Origin of the sequence: Pantoea sp. FN0305, from assembly GCF_050113845.1 — a bacterium.
GTDB lineage: Bacteria > Pseudomonadota > Gammaproteobacteria > Enterobacterales > Enterobacteriaceae > Mixta > Mixta alhagi.
In genome coordinates this window covers 12,173-37,428 of record NZ_JBNJSN010000004.1, presented here as the reverse complement: position 1 = coordinate 37,428, position 25,256 = coordinate 12,173, and the positions used below count along the sequence as shown (strand labels likewise).

Genomic DNA, 25,256 nt, shown 5'->3' with positions numbered 1-25,256 from the left:
TGATCAGGTAACAGACGAAATAAAGGTTTCTGGAGATTGAATGAATTTAAGAATTGCATTCATTGAGCGCTTATCCAGATTCTTTAGTTCACTCAAATGATCCCCCTTACCAGTGAGAAGTGGTAAAGCATGTAGTTCTGCTAACTCAGCCATAGATGCGTAATAAGGGTCGCTGGCACCTGCCCAAAGCAGTGTTGGGATACTATAAGGAAAAAAGCTTTCCTCCTTTCCCAGGTACTTCCTTAGCTCATCGAAAAAATATCTCACACTTTTTTCATCGTCTGTCGAAAGCGAGGTGGTAAGTTCTGGCGCTACGCATCTCGCATAAGACATAAATACATCAAAACTAAGCTTACCTTCAGGTGTATCTGGAAGCCCACTTTTGAAGTCCCACCCGCCCAGCACAACGGAATTAAACCGTTCTGGAAAGCGATTTAGCAGGCCCAAAGCCACCCAGGCTCCAGCGGAGTAACCGATGACATGCGCTTTTTTATAACCCAGCTCATCCATAATTTTAACAATGAATAATGCCTGATTTTGTTGGGTATAAAATTCTTTCACATTTGTTTTTTCGCTTTTTCCATGGCCTATAAGATCCGGACAAACAATGTGAAAAAAAGGGCTCAGGGCTGATATTAAGCCATTGTCTTTCCAAAACTTCCCATCCATCAGGAGGCCATGAAGCATTATTACAAGGGGACCTTTTCCCTCTGCATGATAAGACAACCGAGGTGTTCCTGATGTATGGAGCATATGTTTTCCTTTAATTTTTCTTATGGATGGAAAGCATACACACCCTGGGCGGAACTGTTCAAGAAGCGATTTTTTATGTCCGCTGTTCGTTCACAGCGGCATAACGCCGCCGCTATAGGTTACTTTGTGTCAGAAGCGGACATTTCTAACCTCATTTCTTTTTATTAAGCATCGACTTTAAATCGGCAAAGGGATTATAGGTTGCGGCCGCCACATCTTTTTGCGCGTCCTCCCCTGCCACCACAGTTGTGCCGTACTGGTCAGCTTCTGTGTACTTCGAGTGTTCGTGGTCATGACAATACAGACACAATAACTCCCAGTTACTGCCGTCTTCCGGGTTATTGGTATGGTCGTGGTCGATGTGGTGAACCGTTAACTCGCGTAGATTGGAGTAAACAAACTCCCGTGAGCAGCGTCCACATACCCACGGATAGATTTTTAATGCTTTCTCACGGTAGCCACTTTCCAGCCGCATATAGTTTTTTGGGATCAGAGCCATTACTGATGTTACCTGTTATAAAAAGATAATTTTCCATTCAATTTAAGCAAGCTAGCCTGCTTAACCGGGAATTTCAAGTTGCTTGCTCCGTGCGCTTTTCGCTTATCGCAAACAGCGCACGTCCAGTTGCTGTCCTCCGAGTGCCTGAAGGAGACCTCAAAAGAAAATGGGGTTAATAGGCTGCCAGTGTAATGAGTTAGCCATCGGCATTGTTAAGTAGTTAATTGTCCAGGCGATAACGGGCAATTTTCGTGTTGCGAAAAGCACTCACCCATAACTCTTTACCAACTTCCAGCCCTGTTGTTGCAGCAGCGTAATTCTCCATCTTTTCACCATCAACCAGAACCCGAAGGATAGCCAAAGTATCAGGATCAACTTCAATAATTTTAAAAGGAACCGGGCAGACATCTTTATCAGAAGCAACACAATTAAAAATGCTGGTTGCTGACTGAAGCTGGCCTGCGACTATGAGATTTCCATCGCTGGACCAACTCAAATTATCTGGCTTCATACCAATGTTCACCTGAAGAGCCTTACCACTGCCTGAAGAAGTAGGTAACCGCAAGATGCTCTCGCTTCCCCAGCCCGCAATGTAATAAAATTTGCCATCAGCACTGATTTTAAGACCGTTATTCAGCGGGAGTTCACTGTCAGCAATCCTTTTGAAACCTTTTTGTTTAGTCCACTCTAACAGGTAACCGGTATTAACCTTATCCTCCAGCTGCTGCATGAATTTTTTATTATCCGTTTCAAAAGAAATTGTCACTGCCAGACTGTCGTTACTGAGCGGAGTAACCGCATTGGGGAAAGCTTTTTCAGGCATGATCAAACATCCGCTCCATGTCAAAGCCGGTTTAGATGTTGAAAGATCAACGTTGAAGAATTCAATCGACATTCGTTTCCCGCGATTTACCGCCATCAGTTGAAGAGCGCCATCAGTTGCACTTCGTATGGCAAGCCCACTCATCGCCAGGTCGTTTAACTCAAGAGGTTTACAGGTTGGATCGCCCGCTGAAGAGACAAGTGCGACCTTAGCATTAGCCAACTGAGCGACACCAGTCACTGAATTAATGAGATATAAATAGCCTGGTTTAGATTTCCCTGGTGTTCTGTCTGTTGATGTGACCACCCACGGGGTATCAGGAATGACCACCATATCTTCCGGATTGACGGTGTTTTCCACATAGCCGATAAATTCCTGTGCGTGCAACATCGCTGAATCGATTGTTATGCAAAAGGTCAGCGTAAAGCCAACGAGCTTACTTATTTTGAGAGAGATCATGATTTTCTTTCAATGAATAGTCAGAGAGCACACTTTAGATAACAAACTAAAGTTGATATATAAGCCTCAAATCACTACATTGATGACTAAAATTCCAGTGAGGCGACATTATGGATCTTGGCGCGATAGCTGCTTTTGTAGCTGCAGCGGAGGGCGGTAATTTTACCGTGGCGGCTGCAGAGCTGGGTATCAGTGCTTCAGGGGTGAGTAAAGCGGTTTCACGGCTGGAAAATGAACTGCACGTCAGGTTATTTAACCGCACAACCCGTAGTCTGAGCCTGACAGCTGATGGGACTGCGCTATACCAGCGATGTAAGCAAATTCTGAACGATCTGGATGACGCTAAGCTCGCGATGTCTCACGCACAGAATGCCCCCCAGGGGCGTCTTCATATCAGCATTCCTGCTGGTTTTGGACGTTCGCGAGTGATACCAGTAATTTCTACCTTTATGCAGCATTACCCGCAGGTTAAGGTAGATGCCAGCGTAACCGATCGCTTTGTTGATGTGGTGGAAGAGGGTTTTGACGTCATCGTGCGTATTGGTGATTTGCCTGACACGCGAATGGTTGCACGTTCTTTAGGGGTGACCCGTTTCGTTGTGGCCGCTTCCCCTCATTATTTTCAACAACACCCCCGCCCTGAAAAACCGGAAGATCTGCGCAATCATAATTGCGTGTCATTTATTTCTCCTCAGACAAAAAGAATTAGCGAATGGCTTTTTTTCAGGAATAATCAAAAAATTGTGCACATCCCTGCCGGGACATTATCGCTGGATGATGGGGAAGCAATGATAGATGCTGCAATTAGTGATTCAGGAGTCATCTATTGCCAGGATTATATGATTGAAAATGCTGTAAAAGAGGGGAAACTGGAAAGGGTGCTTGACGACTTTATAACGCCAGAAAAACCAGTGGTCGTGATGTATCCGCAAAATCGCCACTTATCACCCAAAGTACGCGTATTCGTTGACTTTATGGTTGCTCACTTTTCCTGATGGCATGCGGCGTTTTGGATATTTACTGATCCATGCCATTTTACAGAATTAACCTCTCTATCGTGTTGCGCTGTTAAGTATAGAAAGTTGCATATAACCGCCGATCCCCGAAGATCCGGTGACCGGCTCTTACATGCTACCCTGGTGCCTTACTGGGCCGTGATATTGGGCAACAATCGTCTGTCAGCATATCAGGCATCCCTTAGAGGCGGACAACCTGGAATCAGAAACGGCCATCCCTGCGTAGGTTGCTACCGCAGCGGCATTAAGATGCTTTACGTGCAAATTTGCGCGAACCGATGACACAAAGGATTACCCCCAGCGTGACCGCAAGCATCAAAGGAGTCACAGTTTCCGATAGCAGCGAGGCGGAAAGCCCCAGCCCGAAGAAAGGCTGCAGCAGCTGTAGCTGCCCCACAGCGGCAATACCGCCTGTAGCCAATCCTTTGTACCAGAAAATAAATCCTATCAGCATGCTGAAAAGGGAGACATATGCCAGCGCAGTCCATCCTCGTACGCTTATCGCACTGGCATCTTCTGGCATAGTGATAAACGTGGCCATGAGCATCAGCGGCAAAGAAATAATCAGCGCCCAACTTATCACCTGCCATCCGCCCATTTCACGTGAAAGCTTTGCGCCTTCGGCATAGCCCAGTCCGCAGACAACTACAGAGGCCAGCATCAGTAAGTCACCGATCGCGGAGACCGACACACTCTGCGACAGAGCGAATCCCCCTACTAACAGGCTGCCAATTATAGAAAATATCCAGAATGGCAGGCGTGGTCTTTCCCCTGCTCTGATTACGCCAAAAATGGCGGTAGCCAGTGGTAGCAGCCCCAGAAACACGATTGAATGAGCAGAGGTTATGTGCTGCAGCGCTATTGCCGTCAGCAGCGGAAAACCCATTACTACACCGAGCGCAACAATGATTAAAGAGCCTATCTGATGGCGCTGCGGACGTTTCTGACTGAAAAACAGGATCAGCATGATTGCCAGCATACCGGCGATTGAGGCTCGTATAAAAGTCAGGAAAAAAGGGTTCATATCCTGAACCGCTATTCGTGTGGCTGGCAGCGAACCGCTGAATATTATTACGCCCAGTAAGCCATTGATCCAGCCGGACACCGCGCCGGGAACTGCTTTATTCTCTCTATTGGTCACCACAATACCCCCGCATTGAAGCATGGCTGAAACAGCAAGCCTCAAAAATTGACAGTCCCTATGCTAGCCCTCATGATTTATTACAATCAAAAAATTGTCATGGATACAATTTATGAAGGCGCGCTATAAAGCTATCGTGGATGAATACGCGGGCGCGATCCGAAGCGGCAGCCTTCCGGCAGGTACCCGACTTTTGACCCACAGGGCGCTATCCGCCGAGAAACGCATTTCCCTGGCAACCGCAACCCGCGTTTATGCAGAACTGGAAGCCATGGGCCTTGTGAGTGGAGAAACTGGCCGTGGGACCTTTGTGCGAGATATTTCGTTGCCTGCCGGGCTTGGAACGGACCAGCATGTCGTGGCGTCAGACGTTCTGGATCTCAACTTTAATTACCCTTCTCTGCCGGAACAGACTGAACTGCTGCGTGAAGCGATTCGTTCACTGGCCACAACCGGTGATCTTGAATCAGGGCTGCGTTACCAACCTCACGCCGGGAGACAAAACGATCGGAATACTATTGCTTCATGGCTGAGGAACGCTGGCATTTCATCCTCTGCGGATGACGTGCTGATTGTGAATGGTGCGCAGCATGGCCTCACGATAGCTGTGATGGGCCTGCTGAAACCCGGCGATGTGGTAGCGGTAGATGCACTCATCTATCCTGGTTTTAAAGCTCTGGCCACGCTTTATCATCTGGAACTTGCACCGATACCTGCAGGTTCTGACGGTCCTGACCTGAATGCGTTAAGGCAAATCTGCCAACGCCGGCGCGTTCGTGCGATCTATACAATGCCTACGCTGCATAATCCGCTTGGCTGGGTCCTGAGTCATGCTCAGCGCAGGGAACTCGCCCTCATTGCCAGAACGTTTGATCTCCTCGTGCTTGAGGACGCAGCCTATGCCTTTCTCGTCCATCATCCACCAGCCCCCCTCGCCTGCTATGCACCGGAAAGAACGGTCTATGTCACCGGCTTTGCGAAAAATATTGCTACCGGCCTGCGTGTCGGTGCTGTGGTCTGTCCAGCTCACATGCGTGGAGCGCTTGAGCGTGCTATTCGTGCCACAACGTGGAATACGCCTTCCCTCATGGTCTCGATTGTTTGTGGCTGGATTAAGGATGGTACGATCAGGCGTCTGGAGTTACTGAAACGGCGTGATGCCCGCCAGCGCCAGGTTATTGCCCGCGAGATCCTGGGTGACAGTGACTGGGTAAGCCATCCCAATTCCTACTTTATCTGGCTACCGCTACCTTGTGAGATCAGAGCTGAACGAATTGTGAACCGTTTAATGCAGCAGCAGATCTCCGTTTCTACCGCAGAGCCATTCAGCACCTCACAAAACGTGCCGCACGCCATTCGCCTCGCGCTGGGCTCGGTCACTTTGGATAAGCTCCGGCTTGCCCTGAGCGCAGTGAAACAGACAATAGAATATGAAAAGGATGTCTAAGCAGAAAACGGCGACATTACTAAGGCCAGGTGTATTAAGTTCGGTGGGCAGGTTTCCGGGAAAACGCATACTGATCGCTGGCGGTACCAGCGGCATGGGGCTTGCAGGTGCTTAGCGCACATAAAATCAGATACAAAAAACCGCCCGAAGGCGGTTAGAGTTTTATTTGATATTTTCTCGGATTTTCGAAGCATTGCGAACAGGGGGCGGTTGCAAGATGCCGCAACCGGGACACTTTTATGGCATCCCGTTCGTGGTAAAACGTGCCCAAAAAATCCCGTTTACCCCATGCTGGCAGTAATGTGCATCCTTCAGAGTGGATCTGATATTTGATAGTTTGCTGTGACAGTTTCTCAAGGTAGTAAAACTTCGCCATCTCTTTTTTCCATATTTATTTTTGTAATAAAAACGTAGTCAAAAAATAAATATTGGCCCTAAAATTTCACCTATCAAATCGATAGGTTTTATCTTAAAAAGCAGACGGGCGTGCTCAGGTAGGTCAAGTGCCCTGTGCTATGTCCTCAACCCTGTTTGTCATCCACATCCACATTTACGTCCGAAGTTTTTTACAGTTAGTTTGCACTTTTACGAAAAATTAACTGGTCACTCTATCGCCAATTGGTTGAATTAGGAATATTCTTAATTAGCTTCCACGTAAACAGGGTCAGAGACGATGTCAGTAATACAATTGGTATGCACAGAGTGCGGAGGCGATCGCTTCACTTCATCGGCAAAATCTTTCAGTGATGAAGCCGTTGCCACTATCCAGTGCGAGAAGTGCTCGGCACAGGTTAAGGTTGATGAGGTCGTCTGGTATCAGAAAGATTGCATTTCACCGGCTCGCGGTGTTTCGGGAGAGAAAGCTCTGTTCTCTGACACTTTTTATCTTGTTCCTGGCTCATAAGTTCCTTACCAGGAACGGTAGGCAGAAAGCTCCTGCCGGAAATCATAAGCGCATCGGCCATTGTGATGTCAAAACAGCCATTGCCAGCAAATGTGCTGAAAGCTATTGAGTAATCAACGGACGAAATTAATCCAATTAATGCAGACGATACCCATCCTCAGTGGGTTACAGTTGCTGCTGTAACGCTGCCTGTAGTGGGTGGCCCGGCCTGATTAAACTTCAGTCAATGTATAATTATGCGTCAGAGCACCAATACGAAATAGGCTCACCAAAGCGAGCTTTTCTAATGAGAAATAACTCTCGCCGTACGTAGTTTTAATTCCTGAAAAACTTATAGTTAATTAACCCTACCAGCGTACCCGTGAGAATTACTCTACATACATTTTTAAACGACATGAAATCATTAACGGTAAAATAGTCTAAGACAAACAAAGCAATTATTAATATCAGTGTGTTCAACACAACCTTTTTTAGATGTTTACTTACCATCAGCACGTTAAACCATAGTTGATTGCGCCACAGCTGGCGCCAGCGCCTCACCCAAGGCTAAACGGGGCGATCCAGCCGCTGATAAAACTATAACATCAGGATTTGTGCAATTCTGTCGACAGACAATTGTCCTGTCTTACACAATGAATCGGCGATATGAGTAATTCTGAGGATTTTGATATGAGCACTTTTCATCAGCTTACTGCCACCAGTCTGAGTGGTCAGCTCATCCCTATGGCTGACTACGCTGGCAAGCTGGTTCTCGTGGTCAATACCGCCAGCCATTGTGGATTTACGCCACAATACGCAGGCCTTGAATCGCTTTACAAGAAGTACGCCGCCCAGGGTCTGGTAGTGCTTGGTTTTCCCTGCAACCAGTTCGGTAAACAGGAACCCGGCGGTGCTGACGAAATCGCGCAGACCTGCCACATTAATTATGGTGTGAGCTTCCCGATGTTCGAGAAAGTGGAGGTCAACGGCACTTCAACGCACCCGGTATTTCGTTACCTGAAAGACGAATTGCCCGGCGTACTGGGAGGACGAATCAAATGGAACTTTACTAAGTTTCTGATCGGACGCGACGGCAAACCACTCAAGCGTTTTGCACCGTTCTCTACCCCGAAGAAAATGGAACCCGTAATTCTTGCTGCACTTGAAATCTCAGCACGTCTGTAATTTGAACCTTTAATCTTTAGAGCGCTTTCGACGAAATGATTATATGCGTATGAAGTTAATGTTCACTTTACGCTATAACGGACCTTGCCATACGCACGCTACATAATGCGTTCACTACCGCTGGGGACGGCTTACACAATATGGACCGGGATAGGTGCAGTGGGATCATTTCTGGCCGGACTGTACTTCCTGGGCGAGCCGGCCACCCCGATGCGCATACTGGCGGCGGTGATAATCGTGGCCGGTCTCATCATGATGAAGCTGGCATCGTGACTCTCTCAGGGCTGGCAGGCGTCTGCCAGCCCTTTTCTCAGTGCGCCCGCTTGTGAGGTGTTTACACAACTGGCAGGAAGCGAACCCAATTCGGGGAAAGACAATCAGCGGTATGTCAGAAGCAGGCATAGCTGGCGCGCTGTACGGTATAACGGCTCAGAGAATCAACTGCATGTTTTCTTAAGTTGAAGGGTTATAGGATAACCCTGATTCATACGGTTAAAACATAACGAGAGAGTAATTACGATGTTCCTTAAGATGTTTCAGGTTGATGCTTTTTCCGATCGGGTATTTGGCGGTAATCCTGCTGCCGTTCTGGTGCTTAATGACTGGCTGCCGGACAGCACGATGCAGTCCATTGCAGCAGAAAATAACCTGGCTGAGACGGCTTTCGTAAAACGCGCCGATAACGGCTGGGACCTGCGGTGGTTCACCCCAACGGTGGAAGTGGATTTTTGCGGTCATGCCACGCTTGCGACCGCCCACGTTCTGGTAACGGAATATGGCATAACAGGACCGCTCTCATTTTCAGCCCGCGTCGGGCAGTTGAGAGTTGAGGTGAAAGAGGACGGCTATCTGCTCGATTTACCGTGCATACCTCCCGAAGAAATGGCCCAGCTTCCGGAAATCATCAGTCCGGTGTTCAACGATCAGGCCCAATTCTGGTTCCGTAATTTTGAAAACATCTTTGTGGTGCTGAGCGGGGAAGACGCGGTCAGGGCGTGTCAGCCAGATTTACACGTGCTTGCCGGGCTGGGGCCTATCGGTGTGGTCGTGACAGGTCAGGGATCGGGTAGTCAGTACGATTTTGTCTCACGATACTTTGCGCCGGGTGCAGGCATTCCGGAAGATCCGGTGACCGGCTCAATACATGCCACCCTGGTACCTTACTGGGCAGAAAAACTGGGTAAAAACAAACTGTCTGCCTGGCAGGCATCCCTCAGAGGGGGACATCTGATTTGTGAGCTGAAAGAAGACAGGGTCGTTATTGAAGGAAAGGCAGTTACGTTCATGAAAGCGGAGATTTGCGTACCGGTCTGACCGGTGAGGGTCTGGCCCGGGAATCCGGACCAGACTGTATCTTACGGTTCTGGCTCACAGAAGAGCACAAAGCGATCTTTTTAGCGGCCTTTCTCATGCACCGTCATGGTAAACATGGTTACCTCCGTGCCACTGTTCATATAGGCATGCGGTGCGTCTGTTCTTGCAACGGCTGCCCCCCCGGAACTTATCACGTAAGTGGTGTCGCTAACGACGAGCGTCAGGGTTCCGCTGGATACATAAAGGAGTTCACTGGTGCCTTCCGGATGTCCGGGAGACTCAAAAGTTTCTCCGGGGTAAAGCACCCACTCCCATAGCTCAATCATGTCCGGCCCGCTCGTGCCCGCAAGCAGACGCGCACTGCCTCCCTTTTCTCCTTTCCAGAGCACAGGAATTTCACTGGCTCCGATGAGGTGAACGGCAGGCCTCCCGGCGACGTTGACAAAGTCAGCCACGGATACGTTCATCGCAGACGCAAGGCGGCAGAGCAGCGCAATGCTGGGGTTGGCCCGGCATCCTTCTATCTCTACCAGCATTCCCTTACTGACGCCTGAACGGCGGGAAAGCTCATCAAGTGACATTTTATTCTGGCTGCGGTAAAGCTTTATGTGCGCGGAAACGGCCTCGTTTACCCTGGCCGCATCGGCATCGGTCGTTATATTGACTTTATTGGTCATCGGTCATTATCATGTAATAAATCAGTCATTACAGGATTATCATATGTCAGCCGTGTTACCGTCAATCAGTCCCGAAATTTACCGCATCGCACCAGGTTTTCGTGCGCTCAGTATCAGCGTAGAGGCGGCCCCCGTGGCTGATAAACGGGTTGGTGACGTCGCGCTTGAGGAAGCCTGCAAGGCCGTTCTGGCAGGGCAGCCTGCCTGGGCAGAGGCGCACCTCAGCGCATGGGCGGACATTTTCCGGGCCTTCGGTGCAAAACCCAGGCGCACGCCCTGTTCGGCAGAAGCTTTGAGAAAGCGCGTCATAAAGGATGGCACGATGGCCGCTCTCGATCCGGTGGTGGATTTGTATAACGCCGTCAGCATCCGATATGCCGTTCCGGTTGGCGGTGAAAACTTTGCGGCTTACGTCGGGATGCCGCAGCTGGTTGTAGCTGACGGAACCGAAATTTTTGACACCATGAAGGACGGTCAGCCGGGAAGCGAGTCACCGGAAGCAGGAGAAGTTGTCTGGCGCGATGATACCGGCGTGACCTGTCGCCGATGGAACTGGCGGCAGGGCGTACGGACCCGGCTGAGCGTGGCAGACAGCAGCATGTGGTTCATCCTTGAGAGCCTGCCGGAAATGCCGCTGGAAGAGCTGTATGCGGCCGGCAGAATGCTGACAGACGGCCTTGAAAAAATGATGCCCGGCGCACGCTGTCAGACCGTTCTCATCAGCAACGCGTCGTCTGATGCGAAATAACTTTTGCTCTCCCGGCGCGTGCCGGGACGGCTCCCTTTTAGCGTAACACCAGAGATCAATTATGTACCTGTCCGCAATACCGGCCGGTTTTATGACCGGGCTGGGTCTTATCATGGCTATCGGCGCACAGAACGCCTTTGCGCTGCGTCAGGGGCTGCAGCAACGGTATGTTGCTCTTGTCGTCATAGCTTTCTCACTCAGTGATATTGTGCTCATCATGGCCGGCGTGGCCGGTACGGGAAAGCTGGTTCAGGCATGGCCAGCGGCGCTTCAGGTGCTGCGCTTTGGCGGGGCAGCTTTTCTGGCGGCTTACGGGCTGATGGCTGCCAGGAGAGCCTTTAAGGGCAGTAATGCCCTTCGCCCGGCAGAAGAGGCCGCATCGGACTGGAAAAAAGTGCTGCTAACCGGTATGCCAGTGCAAACATTGATTTCGTGACACAGATGCTGGATAGCAGGATGTCATATATGTCAATGATTCAGAATGATATCCCCTATATCCTCGGAAGGCCGGCGAAAACACTGCGTGAATATTTCACTGAAAATAAAATCATGCTCATTGTTTCAGCAAAGAACATTCAATAAAGCAGCACAAACAAAAAAGCCAACATAAATTTAACAATCCATGTTGGCTATATTTTGTTAATCAGCGATTACATATTGTTGATAATCGCGTCGCCAAACTCTGAACATTTCAGCAGTTTAGCGCCTTCCATCAGACGTTCGAAGTCATAGGTCACGGTTTTCGCGGCAATCGCGCCTTCCATACCTTTAACAATCAGGTCTGCGGCCTCGAACCACTGCATGTGGCGCAGCATCATCTCAGCGGAAAGGATCACGGAACCCGGGTTTACTTTATCCTGGCCCGCATATTTCGGCGCGGTACCGTGGGTGGCTTCAAACAGCGCGCACTCGTCACCGATGTTTGCGCCCGGAGCGATACCGATACCGCCAACCTGCGCCGCCAGGGCGTCAGAAATGTAGTCACCGTTGAGGTTCATACAGGCGATAACATCATATTCAGCCGGACGCAGCAGGATCTGCTGCAGGAAGGCGTCAGCGATCACGTCTTTGATCACGATCTCTTTGCCGCTGTTCGGGTTCTTGATTTTCACCCACGGGCCGCCATCGATCAGCTCACCGCCGAACTCTTCACGCGCCAGCTGGTAGCCCCAATCTTTAAAGGCACCTTCGGTGAATTTCATGATGTTGCCTTTATGTACCAGCGTCACAGAATCGCGATCGTTGGTAATGGCATATTCAATCGCCGCACGCACCAGACGTTTGGTGCCTTCTTCAGAGCAAGGCTTCACGCCGATGCCGCACTGCTCCGGGAAACGGATTTTGGTTACACCCATCTCATCCTGCAGGAACTTGATGACTTTATCCGCTTCCGGCGTGCCCGCTTTCCACTCGATACCGGCATAGATGTCTTCACTGTTTTCACGGAAGATCACCATATCCGTATCCTGCGGACGCTTAACCGGGCTTGGAGTGCCCTGATAGTAACGAACCGGACGCAGACAGATATACAGGTCCAGCTGCTGACGCAGCGCAACGTTCAGAGAGCGAATACCGCCGCCAACCGGCGTGGTTAACGGACCTTTGATGGCAACGCGGTAATCCTTAATCAGGTCAAGGGTTTCCTCCGGCAGCCAGACATCCTGACCATACACCTGAGTTGATTTCTCACCGGTGTAAATTTCCATCCAGGAAATTTTTCGCTCGCCGTTGTAGGCTTTTTTCACAGCGGCATCAACCACTTTGATCATGACGGGAGAAACGTCTACGCCAATGCCATCACCCTCGATATAAGGGATGATCGGATTAGCGGGAACAACCAGTTTTCCCTGATCGTCGAGAGTGATTTTCTGACCTTCCGCCGGAACAACTACTTTGCTTTCCATTAACCTCTCCTTCGAGCGCTTTTTTGTTAATGATTTGTAAGATGCGCGTCAATACTACTTGAATATTGCCGTCGCGCCAATCATCTCAATTTCGCGTTATAATGCGCTCATTCAAGTCAAGTGCAAAGCTTATGCGTAAAACAGTTGTTAATAATCACCGAGTTAAACGATTCAGCCGCCCTGCTCCTGCAAAGCCGCAGCACAAGGGGCCGCGACGTGTGATCGTTTTTAACAAACCTTATGATGTTCTGCCGCAGTTTACCGATGAGGCGGGACGTTCCACCCTAAAAGATTTTGTTCCGGTTAGCGGCGTTTATGCGGCAGGCCGCCTGGACCGCGACAGCGAAGGCCTGATGGTGCTGACCAACGATGGCGCGCTACAGGCAAAGCTGACCCAGCCGGGCAAGCGTACCGGAAAAATTTATTACGTTCAGGTTGAAGGCGAGCCGGATGAAAGCGCGCTGCAGGCGCTGCGCAGTGGCATTATTCTGAAAGATGGCCCCACCCTGCCCGCCGAAGTAGAAAGCGTCGATGAACCCGCCTGGCTCTGGCCGCGTCAGCCGCCCATTCGTGAACGTAAATCGATTCCCGTCAGCTGGCTTAAAATAACCCTTTATGAAGGACGTAACCGCCAGGTTCGCCGCATGGCTGCACACGTTGGCTTTCCTGTTTTGCGTCTGATTCGTTATGGTATGGCATCGTTAACGCTGGATGATCTCGCGCCTGGCGAATGGCGTGACATTACCGATCGTTTTTAACCGGAGCAGCCTATGTACAAACCGCACGTTACCGTGGCCTGCATTGTGCAGGCGGAAGACGAACTGCTGGTGGTAGAAGAAACCATTAACGGTAAAGCAACCTGGAATCAGCCAGCCGGTCATCTGGAAGCAGAGGAAAGCCTGCTGCAGGCTGCCAGCCGTGAACTTTATGAGGAAACCGGCATTCAGGCGGAGATGAACAGTTTTCTCGGCGTGCAACAGTGGACCGCGCCGGATAAAACGCCTTTTATCCGTTTTCTGTTTGCCCTCGATCTACCGGAACGTCTGGAAACCCATCCGCAGGACAGTGATATCGACCGTTGCTGGTGGCTGCCGCCGCAGCAGATTTTAACCGCTAACCATCTGCGTTCGCCGCTGGTAGCGGAGAGCGTACGCATCTGGCAGAGCGGCGTACGTTATCCGCTGTCGATGGTGCAGTTTTATCGATAATGGCTTTCCGGTCAGGCAACGTCCGCGCCGGGGATGCGTCACTGACGCACGCGTGCTAGAATACGCCGCCTGTTTTTGTTCCTTGTCGTGAGTGTGTCATGTCTGACAACAGCCAGAAAAAAGTGATCGTCGGAATGTCCGGCGGCGTCGATTCTTCCGTTTCCGCCTGGTTACTGCAGCAGCAGGGTTATCAGGTGGAAGGGTTATTTATGAAAAACTGGGAAGAGGACGACGGCGAAGAGTATTGTACCGCTGCGGATGATCTGGCCGACGCCCAGGCCGTTTGCGACAAACTTGGCATGAAGCTGCATAAGGTTAACTTCGCAGCCGAATACTGGGATAACGTCTTCGAGCATTTCCTGGAAGAATACAAGGCGGGCCGTACGCCTAACCCCGATATTCTGTGCAACAAAGAGATCAAATTTAAAGCGTTCCTCGAGTTCGCGGCGGAAGATCTCGGCGCAGACTATATTGCTACCGGTCATTACGTGCGCCGCCAGGACAGCAATGGTCAAAGCCAGCTGCTGCGCGGTCTCGACGGCAACAAAGATCAAAGCTACTTTCTCTATACGCTCAGCCACCAGCAAATTGCACAGAGCCTGTTCCCGGTCGGCGAACTGTCGAAGCCGGAAGTGCGCCGCATTGCTGAACAGCTGGAGCTGGTGACCGCGAAGAAAAAAGATTCAACCGGTATCTGCTTTATCGGCGAGCGTAAATTTCGCGATTTCCTTGGGCGCTATCTGCCTGCTCAGCCAGGCGCTATCGTTACCGTTGATGGCCAGACGGTGGGCGAACATCAGGGTCTGATGTACCATACGCTTGGACAGCGGAAAGGGCTGGGCATTGGCGGCATGAAAGAGAGCAATGACGATCCCTGGTATGTGGTGGACAAAGATGTCGCCAGTAATCGCCTGATCGTCGCTCAGGGCGCCGACCATCCGCGTCTGATGTCGGTTGGATTGATTGCGCAACAGCTGCACTGGGTCGATCGCCAGGCGCTGCGTGAGCCGTTGCAATGCGTAGTGAAAACCCGTTACCGTCAGGAAGATATTCCCTGCGTTATCACCCCGCTGGATGATGATCGCATTGAGGTGCGCTTCGAGCAGCCGGTGGCCGCTGTGACGCCAGGCCAGTCCGCGGTATTTTACCTGGGCGAAATTTGCCTTGGCGGCGGTATTATCGAACAGCGTTTACCGCTGGTGCCGGCATAAATCGCGTGCGGCTTACGATGTGTATACAGGAGTAACCGTGGCTAAAAATTATTATGACATCACGCTGGCGCTGGCAGGGATCTGCCAGTCCGCGCACCTGGCACAGCAGCTGGCCCATCAGGGCCAGTGCGATGCGCAGGTGTTAAAAACCTCTCTGAGCAGCCTGCTCGATCTTAATCCCTCTTCCACTCTGGCGGTTTACGGTAACGATGAAGCCCAGCTGCGTTTTGGTCTTGAAACGCTGCTGGCGGTGCTGAGTAACCCCAGCCGTCAGGGGCTGGGAGCGGAACTGACGCGTTATACCCTAAGTATGATGGTGCTGGAGCGTAAGCTTAGCGCCAATAAATCTGCCCTAGATACGCTGGCCCAGCGCATTGCCCAGCTTGATCGCCAGCTGAGCCATTACGATATCGATTCCGAAACCATTATCGCCGCCATGGCCGGGATTTATGTGGATGTGATTAGTCCGCTTGGGCCACGCATTCAGGTGACAGGGTCACCTGCGGTGCTACAAAATTCTCAGGTACAGAACAAAGTGCGCGCCGCCCTGCTGGCGGGTATTCGTTCCGCTGTGCTCTGGCATCAGGTTGGCGGTGGCCGCCTGCAGTTAATGTTTTACCGAAACCGCCTTATCCGTGAGGCGAAACGTATTTTAGCCGGTATGCCTTCGGCCTGATCGGGCCGAATGCACCAGACCTTTAGTTAACGATCCAGGAGTTGCTCTGATGGAATTATCCTCTCTGACCGCCGTCTCACCTGTCGATGGTCGTTACGGCGACAAAGTCAGCCCACTGCGTGGCATTTTCAGCGAGTTCGGCCTGCTGAAATTCCGCGTTGCGGTTGAAGTTCGCTGGTTACAAAAACTGGCCGCGACTGCAGAGATCAAGGAAGTTCCTGCTTTTGACGCTGACGCAAACGCTTACCTTGATGCGATTGTGGCCAATTTTAATGAAAATGATGCTGCGCGCATCAAAACCATTGAACGCACCACTAACCACGACGTTAAAGCGGTTGAGTATTTCCTGAAAGAGAAAGTGGCCGATGTACCGGCGCTGCATGCCGTTTCCGAATTTATCCACTTTGCCTGTACCTCTGAGGATATCAATAACCTCTCTCATGCGCTGATGCTGGAAACGGCCCGCCGCGAAGTGATTCTGCCTTACTGGACGCAGCTGATTGATGCGGTAAAAGATCTGGCGCATCAGTATCGCGATATTCCGCTACTGTCACGTACTCACGGCCAGCCTGCAACCCCCTCGACGTTGGGCAAAGAGATGGCGAACGTCGCTTACCGTATGACGCGTCAGCTGCGTCAGCTGGAGCAGGTAGAGATTCTGGGCAAAATCAACGGCGCGGTCGGAAACTATAATGCTCATCTGGCAGCCTATCCGGAAGTTGACTGGCATCAGCTGAGCGAATCTTTCGTCACCTCGCTGGGCATCAGCTGGAACCCCTACACCACCCAGATCGAGCCGCACGACTATATTGCTGAACTGTTTGACTGTATTGCGCGCTTCAACACCATCCTGATCGATTTCGATCGCGATATCTGGGGTTATATCGCGCTGAATCACTTCAAACAGAAAACCATCGCTGGCGAAATTGGCTCCTCGACAATGCCGCATAAAGTTAACCCGATCGATTTTGAAAACTCAGAAGGCAACCTCGGTCTGGCGAATGCCGTTATGCAGCATCTGGCGACCAAGCTGCCGGTTTCCCGCTGGCAGCGCGATCTGACCGATTCCACCGTGCTGCGTAATCTGGGCGTGGGTGTGGGTTATGCGCTTATCGCCTATCAGGCGACGCTGAAAGGCATCTCCAAGCTGGAAGTTAACCGCGATCGCCTGCTGGCGGAGCTGGACCAGAACTGGGAAGTGCTGGCGGAGCCGATTCAGACCGTTATGCGTCGTTACGGCATTGAAAAGCCGTATGAAAAGCTGAAAGAGCTGACGCGCGGCAAACGCGTGGACGCGGCTGGCATGCAGACGTTTATTGACAGCCTGGCGCTGCCGGAAGAAGAGAAAACCCGTCTGAAGCAGATGACCCCGGCAAACTACCTGGGTCGCGCTGTGCAGATGGTCGACGATCTGAAGTAAAGCCTTTTCCCGGACGCCTGGCGTCCGGGATTGCTCTGTGTTAACCCTCGGTTTATCCGTGCCCCTCTATACTCAACTCAAGATTATCTGTAAAGGAAAGGCATATGCGCGTTTTGGTTGTAGAGGATAACGGTTTACTGCGCCATCACCTCTCTGTGCAGCTGCGTGAAATGGGCCATCAGGTCGATGCGGCTGAAGATGCAAAAGAGGCAGATTATTTTCTGGCTGAACATTCACCTGATATTACGCTGGTTGATTTGGGGCTGCCCGATGAAGATGGGATGACGTTAATCCGTCGCTGGCGCGCTCAGGAGGTTAAACAACCGATCCTGGTACTGACCGCGCGCGAAGGCTGGCAGGCGAAAGTAGAAGCGCTGGAGGCCGGGGCGGATGATTATGTCACCAAGCCTTTCCATATTGAGGAAGTTGTGGCGCGCATGCAGGCGCTGATGCGGCGCAACAGCGGGCTGGCCTCGCAAATTATCAACCTCGCCCCTTTTCATATCGATCTCTCACGCCGTGAACTGACGGTAAACGATCAGTCAATCAAACTAACCGCCTTTGAATACACCATTATCGAAACGCTGATCCGTAACGTAGGCAAGGTGGTCAGTAAAGATTCGCTGATGTTGCAGCTCTACCCTGATGCAGAGCTGCGCGAAAGCCACACGATTGATGTGCTAATGGGTCGGCTGCGTAAAAAAATACAGGCGGCTTATCCGCAGGAAGTGATCACTACGGTTCGCGGTCAGGGCTACCGCTTCGATATTTAACCATCAATGAAAATCCTACAGGGCTACCGCTTCGATATTTAACCATCAATGAAAATCCTACAGGGCAAACGCCCTTTTTCGCTCCGCGCCCGCTTTCTGCTGGCGACGGCTGCCGTGGTGCTGATCCTCTCTCTTTCCTATGGCATGGTTGCGGTTGTTGGCTATATCGTCAGCTTTGACAAAACCACCTATCGCGTTATGCGCGGTGAAAGCAATCTGTTTTACACCCTCGCGCAATGGAAGAATAACCAGCTAACCATAGCCCAGCCGAAGCAGATGACGCTAAACTCGCCTACGCTGGTTTTTATTTACGACGAGCGCGGCAGACTGCTGTGGCAGCAGCGTGACGTGCCGGAAATTCGCCGTAAAATCCGTCCTGACTGGCTGAAAAAGCCCGACTTTTACGAAATCGATACCAGCAATCAGACCAGTGACAAAGCGCTGGGCGATGATCAGGCGGCCAAAATCAAGCTGCACGCCTATGATGATAACGGCGACGGCACCTTTACCCACTCGGTGGCGATAAATCGTTATGACGCCACCACCAGCCTGCCCGCGCTGACAGTCGTGGTGGTCGACTCGATTCCGCAGGAATTGCAACACTCCGACGTGGTCTGGTCATGGTTCAGCTATGTGCTGTTGGTTAACCTGCTGCTGGTGATCCCGCTGCTGTGGCTGGCAGCGCACTGGAGCCTGCGTCCTATCGGCACGCTGGCCAGCCAAATTCGCGAGCTGGAGAGCAGCCAGCGTGACGCGCTGGATCCCAATCCGCCGCAGGAGTTACGCAGCCTGGTGCGCAACCTGAATCTGCTGCTGGACAATGAACGCCAGCGCTATACGCGCTACCGCACCACGCTCTCCGATTTGACCCATAGCCTGAAAACTCCGCTGGCAGTGCTGCAAAGCACGCTACGCTCACTGCGCAGCGGTAAAAACTTCTCTGTTGAGCAGGCTGAGCCAATTATGCTGGAGCAGATCAGCCGCATCTCGCAGCAGATTGGTTACTATCTGCATCGCGCCAGCATGCAGGCAGATCACAACCCCTTAAAACGCGAACTGCATTCGGTTTCTGCGCAACTCGACAGCCTCTGTTCAGCGCTGAATAAAGTCTATCAGCGTAAAGGCGTCTCGCTGACGCTGGATATTTCCCCGGAAATCACCTTTGTCGGCGATCAGAATGATTTTATGGAAGTGATGGGCAACGTGCTGGATAACGCCTGTAAATATTGCCTGGAGTTTGTGGAAATCAGCGCGCGCCAGACCGACTCCACCCTTCAGCTGATTGTGGAAGATGATGGCCCGGGCATTCCGGAAAGCAAACGTGAGATGATCTTTCTGCGCGGCCAGCGTGCGGACACGCTGCGTCCGGGACAGGGATTAGGGCTGGCGGTAGCGCGCGATATTCTGGAGCAGTACGCAGGCGATATTGAAGCCGGAGCCAGTACGCTGGGCGGCGCGCGCATGAAAGTGATTTTCCGGCGACAGGAAGTCGAACATAACCTTGAGTAGAACCGCGTCGCCGCTGTTATACTCTGGATAATTCATGTTGCATAAAGGCCGCAGCGCAGCGCTCTCCGGCCAGGTAAGTTAGCGGAGTGAACAAAGCGCGCCAACGCACATGCAACCTCAAGGATAACAAGTATATACTTGCTATCCTTTCTCGCCTGTACTGGAAAACCTTATGGATTATCAGCTCGATCTTAACTGGACCGATTTTTTACAAAATTATTGGCAAAAACGCCCGGTCATCCTGAAACGCGGCTTTAAAAACTTTATCGATCCTATCTCTCCGGATGAGCTGGCGGGACTGGCGATGGAGAACGAAGTAGACAGTCGCCTGGTAAGTCAGCAGGACGGTAAATGGCAGGTGAGCCACGGCCCGTTCGAAAGTTACGATCATCTGGGTGAACATAACTGGTCGTTGCTGGTTCAGGCGGTTAACCACTGGCATGAGCCTGCCGCTGCGCTGATGCGCCCGTTCCGCTTTTTACCGGACTGGCGTATCGACGATCTGATGATCTCCTTTTCGGTGCCCGGCGGCGGCGTTGGCCCGCATCTGGATCAGTATGACGTGTTTATTATTCAGGGCACCGGCCGCCGTCGCTGGCGCGTTGGCGAAAAGGTGCCGCTGAAGCAGCACTGCCCCCATCCTGACCTGCTACAGGTTGAACCGTTTGACGCCATTATCGATGAAGAGATGGAACCGGGCGATATCCTCTATATTCCGCCGGGATTCCCGCATGAAGGCTACTCGCTGGAAAATGCGCTGAACTACTCCGTGGGATTCCGTGCGCCGAGCGGACGCGAGCTGATCAGCGGCTTCGCTGATTTTGTACTGGCTCGCGAGCTGGGCAGCCGCCGCTACAACGATCCGGAGATCGTGCCGCGTGACTGCCCGGCAGAGATCCTGCCGCAGGAGATCGACGGCATCCGTCAGCTCATGATGGAGGTTATCGATCAGCCGGAGCAGTTCCGTCAGTGGTTTGGCGAATTTATTTCACAGTCGCGTCATGAGCTGGATATTGCGCCGCCGGAGCCGCCCTATCAGCCCGATGAAATTTATGATGCCCTGCAGCAGGGCGATAAGCTGTCACGTCTTGGCGGGCTGCGGGTGCTGAAAATCGGCGACGCGGTGTTTATTAACGGCGAGCAGCTGGAATCCGCCTGGCCTGCAGCCTTAAATGCGCTGGCGGCCAAACAGACGCTGGGCCTGCAGGATTTTGCCGACGCGCTGGACGATCCGGCATTTCTGGCGCAGCTGGCCGGACTGGTCAATAACGGTTACTGGTATTTCAACGAAGGGTAACTGACTCTGCGAAAAACAGCGCCGGCAGCTGCCGGTGAGCAACGCCTGCGGCGGCTGGAGAGATCCAGCCGCCTTTTTATTATTTTTTCTCAGCTGCCAGTCGGGCGATACCGACAATCACCTCTACCGTTTTTTGCATAATATCTAACGAGGCAAACTCATGCTTGCCATGATAGTTATAGCCGCCGGTAAAAATATTTGGGCAGGGCAAGCCTTTAAAAGAGAGCCAGGCCCCGTCGGTGCCGCCGCGAATCGGCTTCACATCGGGTTCTACCCCGCAGTTGCGCATCGCCTGCAACGCCAGCTCAATGCTGTGTGGATGCGCCTCGATGATCTCCCGCATATTGTAATAGCTGTCTTCTACCGTTACGTCGATATAGCAGTCGGGATTCAGCCCTTTACCGACACGTCGGGCAATATCAATCAGCTTCTGCTTACGCGCTTCAAAGCTGTCGCGATCGAAATCGCGCACGATATAGCTTAGCTCTGCACGCTCTACGCTGCCTTTAACGCCATGCAGATGGTAAAACCCTTCATAGCCGCTGGTAAACTGCGGTTTCTCAGTGGCCGGGACCTCGGCATGAAAGCGCATCGCCAGATCCAGCGCATTTACCATTACGCCCTTTGCCGTACCGGGATGGACATTATTGCCAACGATTTTTACCGTCACCGAGGCGGCATTAAAGTTTTCAAACTGGAACTCGCCCAGCCCGCTGCCATCAACGGTATAAGCCCAGTCCGCGCCAAAGGCGGCGACATCAAAATGTTCGGTGCCGCGCCCAACCTCTTCATCTGGCGTAAAGGCGATGCGAAGCTCGCCATGCGGAATATCTCCCTGCGCCAGCTGCGCCACCGCAGTCATGATCTCCGCCACGCCCGCCTTATCATCTGCGCCAAGCAGGGTTTTACCGTCGGTTGTGATCAGCGTATGGCCGGTCAGCTGATGCAGTATCGGGAACATCACCGGAGACAGGATCTCTTCACCGATGCCAAGGGCAATATCCCCGCCGCGATAGTTCTCAACAATTTGCGGATTAACATGCTTGCCGCTGAAATCGGGCGAGGTATCAACGTGAGAAATAAAGCCGATCACCGGCGTGGGATAATCCACATTTGCCGGTAAGGTCGCCATCACGCAGCAGTGCTCGCTGAGGGTTACATCTTTCAGCCCCAGCTCGGTTAGCTCTTTCTGCAGTTCCCTGGCCAGCTGCCACTGCCCTTCCGTGCTGGGAACCTGGCGCGCATGCGGACGCGACTGCGTATCAAACGAAACATAGTGTAAAAACCGGTCGAGTAGCGTTGTCATCTTTCTTCTCTCTCAATGGCAGTGAGCTATTATGGAAAGCCTGCGTTGCCAACATATTGCGTCAGGTCATAGTGTTAAAGCGTAGTGTGCAAAAAGGTAAATCGCTTTTTTATCCAGGTAAATAGCGGTTATTGGCCTGCAAGCATGGAATTAGCGCGTTTTTAGGGTATCATCGCGCCCCTGACTTTGTTGGCTGGTTGACCGTAGCGACCGGCTCTACACACATACAGGCAGCCCTGACTGCCGATAACTTCGGGCTGAGTGACTAAAATGACGCAAACACGCGCGCAAACGGCGCTGGTTACGCTTTCTGGCATCAGTAAAGCTTTTGACGGCAAAGAAATTATTGCCGACTTTAACCTGACCATACACCACGGCGAGTTTATTACCTTGCTGGGCCCTTCAGGCTGCGGTAAAACCACTATTCTGCGCCTGATCGCGGGCCTGGAAGAGACCGACAGCGGGGAGATCGTTCTCGACGGTGAAACCATTACCGCCACGCCCGCCGAACACCGCCACGTTAATACCGTTTTCCAGAGCTATGCTCTGTTTCCGCATATGTCGGTGTTTGAGAATGTCGCTTTTGGCCTGCGCATGCAAAAAACGCCAGCGGCAGAAATTACCGCGCGCGTTAACGAGGCGCTGGCGATGGTGCAGCTGGACAGTTTTGCCGATCGCCGTCCGCACCAGCTCAGCGGCGGCCAGCAGCAGCGCGTCGCCATTGCGCGCGCGGTAGTGAATCGTCCTAAAGTCCTGCTGCTGGATGAATCGCTGTCGGCGCTGGATTACAAGCTGCGCAAACAGATGCAGAATGAACTGAAAGCGTTGCAGCGTAAGCTGGGCATTACCTTTGTGTTCGTTACCCACGATCAGGAAGAGGCGCTCAGCATGTCGGATCGCATCGTGGTGCTGCGCGACGGGCGTATTGAGCAGGACGGCTCGCCGCGTGAAATTTATGAAGAACCCGCCAACCTGTTTGTGGCGCGTTTTATCGGCGAGATCAACGTGTTCGACGCGGTGGTTATTGCGCCGCTGGATAATCAGCGCGTCCGCGCCCGCGTTGAAGGGCGCGAATGCGATATTCTGGTGCCCTTTCCGGTGGTTGCCGGTCAGCATCTTCATGTCCTGCTGCGTCCGGAAGATCTGCGCGTTGAAGAAATTAGTGATAACGAAGGTGCAGAAGGTCTGGTGGGCTTTGTGCGCGAACGCAATTACAAAGGCATGACGCTGGAATCCACCGTTGAGCTGGAAAACGGCAAGCTGGTGACCGTCAGCGAATTCTTTAACGAGGACGATCCCGATTTTGACCATTCGCTGGATCAAAAGATGGCGATTACCTGGGTTGAAAGCTGGGAGGTGGTGCTGCCTGATGAAAATGATGCGTAACCGCTTTCAGAAAACCATTATCACGCTGATCGTCGGCTGGCTGGTGCTGTTTGTGTTTTTGCCCAACCTGATGATTATCGCCACCAGTTTTCTGACGCGTGATGACGCCAGTTTTGTCCGCCTGGCGCTGACCTTCGATAACTATACCCGGCTGCTCGATCCGCTTTACGCCTCGGTACTGCTGCATTCGCTCAATATGGCGTTGATCGCCACGCTTTGCTGTTTGCTGCTCGGCTATCCTTTCGCCTGGTGCCTGACAAAGCTGCCGGCGCGTATCCGTCCGGTGATGTTGTTTCTGCTGATTGTGCCATTCTGGACCAACTCGCTGATCCGCATTTATGGCCTGAAAATTTTTCTCAGCACGCGCGGCTGGCTCAATGAGTTTCTGCTATGGCTGGGGCTAATTGATAAGCCTTTTCGCATTATGTATACCTCCGAAGCGGTGGTGCTGGGGCTGGTCTATATCCTGCTGCCGTTTATGGTGATGCCTCTCTACTCCAGCCTGGAAAAGCTGGATAAGCCCTGTCTGGAGGCGGCGCGCGATCTCGGTGCCAGCAAGCTGCAAACATTTTGGCGCATTATTTTACCGCTGACGATGCCGGGCATTGTTGCGGGTTGTCTGCTGGTGTTGCTGCCGGCGATGGGGCTGTTTTTTGTCGCTGACCTGATGGGCGGCGCGAAAAACCTGCTGATCGGCAACGTGATTAAGAGTCAGTTCCTGAATATTCGCGACTGGCCGTTTGGCGCGGCCACCAGCATTGTTTTGACGCTGGTGATGGGCCTGATGCTGCTGTTCTACTGGCGTGCAGCGCGCATGCTGAACAAGAAAGTGGAGCTGGAATAATGGTTAAAACATTACGCAGCGGCTTTATGTTTCTTATTTATGCCTGGCTGTATATTCCGATCGTTATCCTGATCGTTAACTCTTTCAACGCCTCGCGTTTCGGCATTAACTGGCAGGGCTTCAGCACCCAGTGGTATGCATTGTTAATGAACAACGATAGCCTGATCCAGGCGGCGCAGCATTCGCTGATCATGGGCGTGCTCTCAGCCAGTTTCGCCACGCTGATCGGCGCGCTGACGGCGGTGGCGCTCTACCGCTACCGCTTTCGCGGCAAGCCGTTTGTCAGCGGTATGCTGTTTGTGGTGATGATGTCGCCCGATATTGTTATGGCGATCTCCCTGCTGGTTCTGTTTATGCTGCTGGGGATTTCGCTGGGCTTCTGGTCGCTGCTGGTTTCGCATATTACCTTTTGCCTGCCGTTTGTGGTGATTACCGTCTACTCACGCCTGAAAGGCTTCGATGTCAGGATGCTGGAGGCGGCACGCGATTTGGGGGCCAGCGAAGCAACCATCCTGCGTAAAATTATTCTGCCGCTGGCGATGCCAGCCGTTGCCGCAGGCTGGCTGCTGAGCTTTACCCTGTCGATGGATGACGTGGTGGTCTCCTCGTTTGTGACCGGGCCAGGCTTTGAGATCCTGCCGCTGAAAATTTACTCAATGGTAAAAGTCGGCGTTTCGCCGGAGGTGAACGCACTGGCGACCATCCTGATGGTGCTGTCGCTGCTGCTGGTCGCCGCGAGTCAGCTGTTGCTGCGTGATAAAACAAAATAAGAGGAAA

The 25,256-nt window shown here is 52.1% G+C and carries 25 protein-coding genes; 18 read left to right on the top strand and 7 right to left on the bottom strand.

All coding sequences use genetic code 11. From position 1 onward, the window contains the following. Nucleotides 1-3: 3 nt before the first annotated feature. From ACQE3Y_RS09245 to ACQE3Y_RS09235, 3 genes are all read right to left on the bottom strand, one after another. Nucleotides 4-753, bottom strand: a complete 750-nt coding sequence (locus ACQE3Y_RS09245; protein WP_426981483.1) for an alpha/beta fold hydrolase — start codon at nucleotides 751-753, stop codon at nucleotides 4-6. 151 nt (nucleotides 754-904) lie between these two features. Next, nucleotides 905-1,252: an HNH nuclease YajD gene (yajD, locus tag ACQE3Y_RS09240; protein WP_426981482.1), complete on the bottom strand. Its 348-nt coding sequence runs from the start codon at nucleotides 1,250-1,252 to the stop codon at nucleotides 905-907. 220 nt (nucleotides 1,253-1,472) lie between these two features. Beyond that, nucleotides 1,473-2,534: a hypothetical protein gene (locus ACQE3Y_RS09235; RefSeq protein WP_426981481.1), complete on the bottom strand. Its 1,062-nt coding sequence runs from the start codon at nucleotides 2,532-2,534 to the stop codon at nucleotides 1,473-1,475. A gap of 110 nt (nucleotides 2,535-2,644) precedes the next feature. Here ACQE3Y_RS09235 and ACQE3Y_RS09230 point away from each other — a divergent pair, with 110 nt between their 5' ends. Then, on the top strand, nucleotides 2,645-3,529 hold the full coding sequence (locus ACQE3Y_RS09230) for a LysR family transcriptional regulator (protein WP_426981480.1): 885 nt from the start codon (nucleotides 2,645-2,647) through the stop codon (nucleotides 3,527-3,529). Between the two features lie 265 nt (nucleotides 3,530-3,794). On the opposite strand, the gene ACQE3Y_RS09225 is transcribed toward ACQE3Y_RS09230, so the two are convergent. Further along, nucleotides 3,795-4,694: a DMT family transporter gene (locus ACQE3Y_RS09225; RefSeq protein WP_426972980.1), complete on the bottom strand. Its 900-nt coding sequence runs from the start codon at nucleotides 4,692-4,694 to the stop codon at nucleotides 3,795-3,797. Nucleotides 4,695-4,803: 109 nt separating this feature from the next. Between ACQE3Y_RS09225 and ACQE3Y_RS09220 the strand changes: the two genes are divergently transcribed. The 4 genes from ACQE3Y_RS09220 (at nucleotide 4,804) to ACQE3Y_RS09205 (ending at nucleotide 9,520) form a co-directional block, all read left to right on the top strand. Then, nucleotides 4,804-6,138 (top strand): PLP-dependent aminotransferase family protein, encoded by a 1,335-nt coding sequence (locus ACQE3Y_RS09220; RefSeq protein WP_426981479.1) that lies wholly within the window; start codon nucleotides 4,804-4,806, stop codon nucleotides 6,136-6,138. Nucleotides 6,139-7,711: 1,573 nt separating this feature from the next. Next, entirely contained in the window at nucleotides 7,712-8,206 is a 495-nt protein-coding gene (locus ACQE3Y_RS09215) for a glutathione peroxidase (protein WP_426972982.1), read from the top strand. Nucleotides 8,207-8,311: 105 nt separating this feature from the next. Beyond that, nucleotides 8,312-8,479: a DMT family transporter gene (locus ACQE3Y_RS09210; RefSeq protein WP_426972983.1), complete on the top strand. Its 168-nt coding sequence runs from the start codon at nucleotides 8,312-8,314 to the stop codon at nucleotides 8,477-8,479. 246 nt (nucleotides 8,480-8,725) lie between these two features. Next, nucleotides 8,726-9,520, top strand: coding sequence for a PhzF family phenazine biosynthesis protein (locus ACQE3Y_RS09205; protein ID WP_426981478.1), 795 nt, complete (start codon nucleotides 8,726-8,728; stop codon nucleotides 9,518-9,520). Nucleotides 9,521-9,600: 80 nt separating this feature from the next. On the opposite strand, the gene ACQE3Y_RS09200 is transcribed toward ACQE3Y_RS09205, so the two are convergent. Next, on the bottom strand, nucleotides 9,601-10,197 hold the full coding sequence (locus ACQE3Y_RS09200; protein ID WP_426972985.1) for a helix-turn-helix domain-containing protein: 597 nt from the start codon (nucleotides 10,195-10,197) through the stop codon (nucleotides 9,601-9,603). Between the two features lie 43 nt (nucleotides 10,198-10,240). Between ACQE3Y_RS09200 and ACQE3Y_RS09195 the strand changes: the two genes are divergently transcribed. Both ACQE3Y_RS09195 and ACQE3Y_RS09190 read left to right on the top strand, forming a co-directional pair. Beyond that, nucleotides 10,241-10,945, top strand: a complete 705-nt coding sequence (locus tag ACQE3Y_RS09195; RefSeq protein WP_426972986.1) for a B3/B4 domain-containing protein — start codon at nucleotides 10,241-10,243, stop codon at nucleotides 10,943-10,945. 61 nt (nucleotides 10,946-11,006) lie between these two features. Then, nucleotides 11,007-11,381, top strand: a complete 375-nt coding sequence (locus ACQE3Y_RS09190; RefSeq protein ID WP_426972987.1) for a LysE/ArgO family amino acid transporter — start codon at nucleotides 11,007-11,009, stop codon at nucleotides 11,379-11,381. 214 nt (nucleotides 11,382-11,595) lie between these two features. On the opposite strand, the gene icd is transcribed toward ACQE3Y_RS09190, so the two are convergent. Further along, nucleotides 11,596-12,849 (bottom strand): NADP-dependent isocitrate dehydrogenase, encoded by a 1,254-nt coding sequence (gene icd, locus ACQE3Y_RS09185; protein WP_250652415.1) that lies wholly within the window; start codon nucleotides 12,847-12,849, stop codon nucleotides 11,596-11,598. Nucleotides 12,850-12,950: 101 nt separating this feature from the next. On the opposite strand from icd, the gene rluE reads away from it, so the two are divergent. From rluE to ACQE3Y_RS09145, 8 genes are all read left to right on the top strand, one after another. Beyond that, a complete protein-coding gene (gene rluE / locus ACQE3Y_RS09180; protein ID WP_426972988.1) occupies nucleotides 12,951-13,607 on the top strand; it encodes a 23S rRNA pseudouridine(2457) synthase RluE in 657 nt (218 codons plus the stop codon). A 12-nt stretch (nucleotides 13,608-13,619) separates the two neighbouring features. Next, nucleotides 13,620-14,057 carry an NUDIX domain-containing protein gene (locus tag ACQE3Y_RS09175; RefSeq protein WP_250652414.1) on the top strand — a complete coding sequence of 146 codons (438 nt, stop codon included), beginning with the start codon at nucleotides 13,620-13,622 and terminating at the stop codon, nucleotides 14,055-14,057. A 98-nt stretch (nucleotides 14,058-14,155) separates the two neighbouring features. Continuing rightward, a complete protein-coding gene (mnmA, locus tag ACQE3Y_RS09170; RefSeq protein WP_250652413.1) occupies nucleotides 14,156-15,268 on the top strand; it encodes a tRNA 2-thiouridine(34) synthase MnmA in 1,113 nt (370 codons plus the stop codon). A gap of 37 nt (nucleotides 15,269-15,305) precedes the next feature. Then, complete coding sequence (gene hflD / locus ACQE3Y_RS09165; RefSeq protein WP_426981477.1) at nucleotides 15,306-15,944, top strand: high frequency lysogenization protein HflD; 639 nt, start codon at nucleotides 15,306-15,308, stop codon at nucleotides 15,942-15,944. A gap of 49 nt (nucleotides 15,945-15,993) precedes the next feature. Continuing rightward, nucleotides 15,994-17,364 carry an adenylosuccinate lyase gene (gene purB / locus ACQE3Y_RS09160; protein ID WP_426972990.1) on the top strand — a complete coding sequence of 457 codons (1,371 nt, stop codon included), beginning with the start codon at nucleotides 15,994-15,996 and terminating at the stop codon, nucleotides 17,362-17,364. Between the two features lie 104 nt (nucleotides 17,365-17,468). After that, a complete protein-coding gene (phoP, locus tag ACQE3Y_RS09155; RefSeq protein WP_085072073.1) occupies nucleotides 17,469-18,137 on the top strand; it encodes a two-component system response regulator PhoP in 669 nt (222 codons plus the stop codon). A gap of 48 nt (nucleotides 18,138-18,185) precedes the next feature. Then, nucleotides 18,186-19,646, top strand: a complete 1,461-nt coding sequence (phoQ, locus tag ACQE3Y_RS09150; protein WP_426981476.1) for a two-component system sensor histidine kinase PhoQ — start codon at nucleotides 18,186-18,188, stop codon at nucleotides 19,644-19,646. A gap of 172 nt (nucleotides 19,647-19,818) precedes the next feature. Further along, nucleotides 19,819-20,943, top strand: coding sequence for a cupin domain-containing protein (locus ACQE3Y_RS09145; RefSeq protein ID WP_250652410.1), 1,125 nt, complete (start codon nucleotides 19,819-19,821; stop codon nucleotides 20,941-20,943). Between the two features lie 79 nt (nucleotides 20,944-21,022). Here ACQE3Y_RS09145 and pepT read toward each other — a convergent pair whose 3' ends face one another. Further along, nucleotides 21,023-22,249 (bottom strand): peptidase T, encoded by a 1,227-nt coding sequence (pepT, locus tag ACQE3Y_RS09140; RefSeq protein ID WP_426981475.1) that lies wholly within the window; start codon nucleotides 22,247-22,249, stop codon nucleotides 21,023-21,025. A 270-nt stretch (nucleotides 22,250-22,519) separates the two neighbouring features. Here pepT and potA point away from each other — a divergent pair, with 270 nt between their 5' ends. From potA to potC, 3 genes are read left to right on the top strand one after another with little or no spacing between them, the layout of a single operon-like run. Continuing rightward, nucleotides 22,520-23,635 carry a spermidine/putrescine ABC transporter ATP-binding protein PotA gene (potA, locus tag ACQE3Y_RS09135; protein WP_426981474.1) on the top strand — a complete coding sequence of 372 codons (1,116 nt, stop codon included), beginning with the start codon at nucleotides 22,520-22,522 and terminating at the stop codon, nucleotides 23,633-23,635. Beyond that, a complete protein-coding gene (gene potB, locus ACQE3Y_RS09130; RefSeq protein ID WP_085072077.1) occupies nucleotides 23,619-24,479 on the top strand; it encodes a spermidine/putrescine ABC transporter permease PotB in 861 nt (286 codons plus the stop codon). Before potA ends, potB begins: the two co-directional genes overlap by 17 nt. Continuing rightward, nucleotides 24,479-25,249, top strand: a complete 771-nt coding sequence (potC, locus tag ACQE3Y_RS09125) for a spermidine/putrescine ABC transporter permease PotC (protein WP_426972996.1) — start codon at nucleotides 24,479-24,481, stop codon at nucleotides 25,247-25,249. Before potB ends, potC begins: the two co-directional genes overlap by 1 nt. Nucleotides 25,250-25,256: the final 7 nt, after the last annotated feature.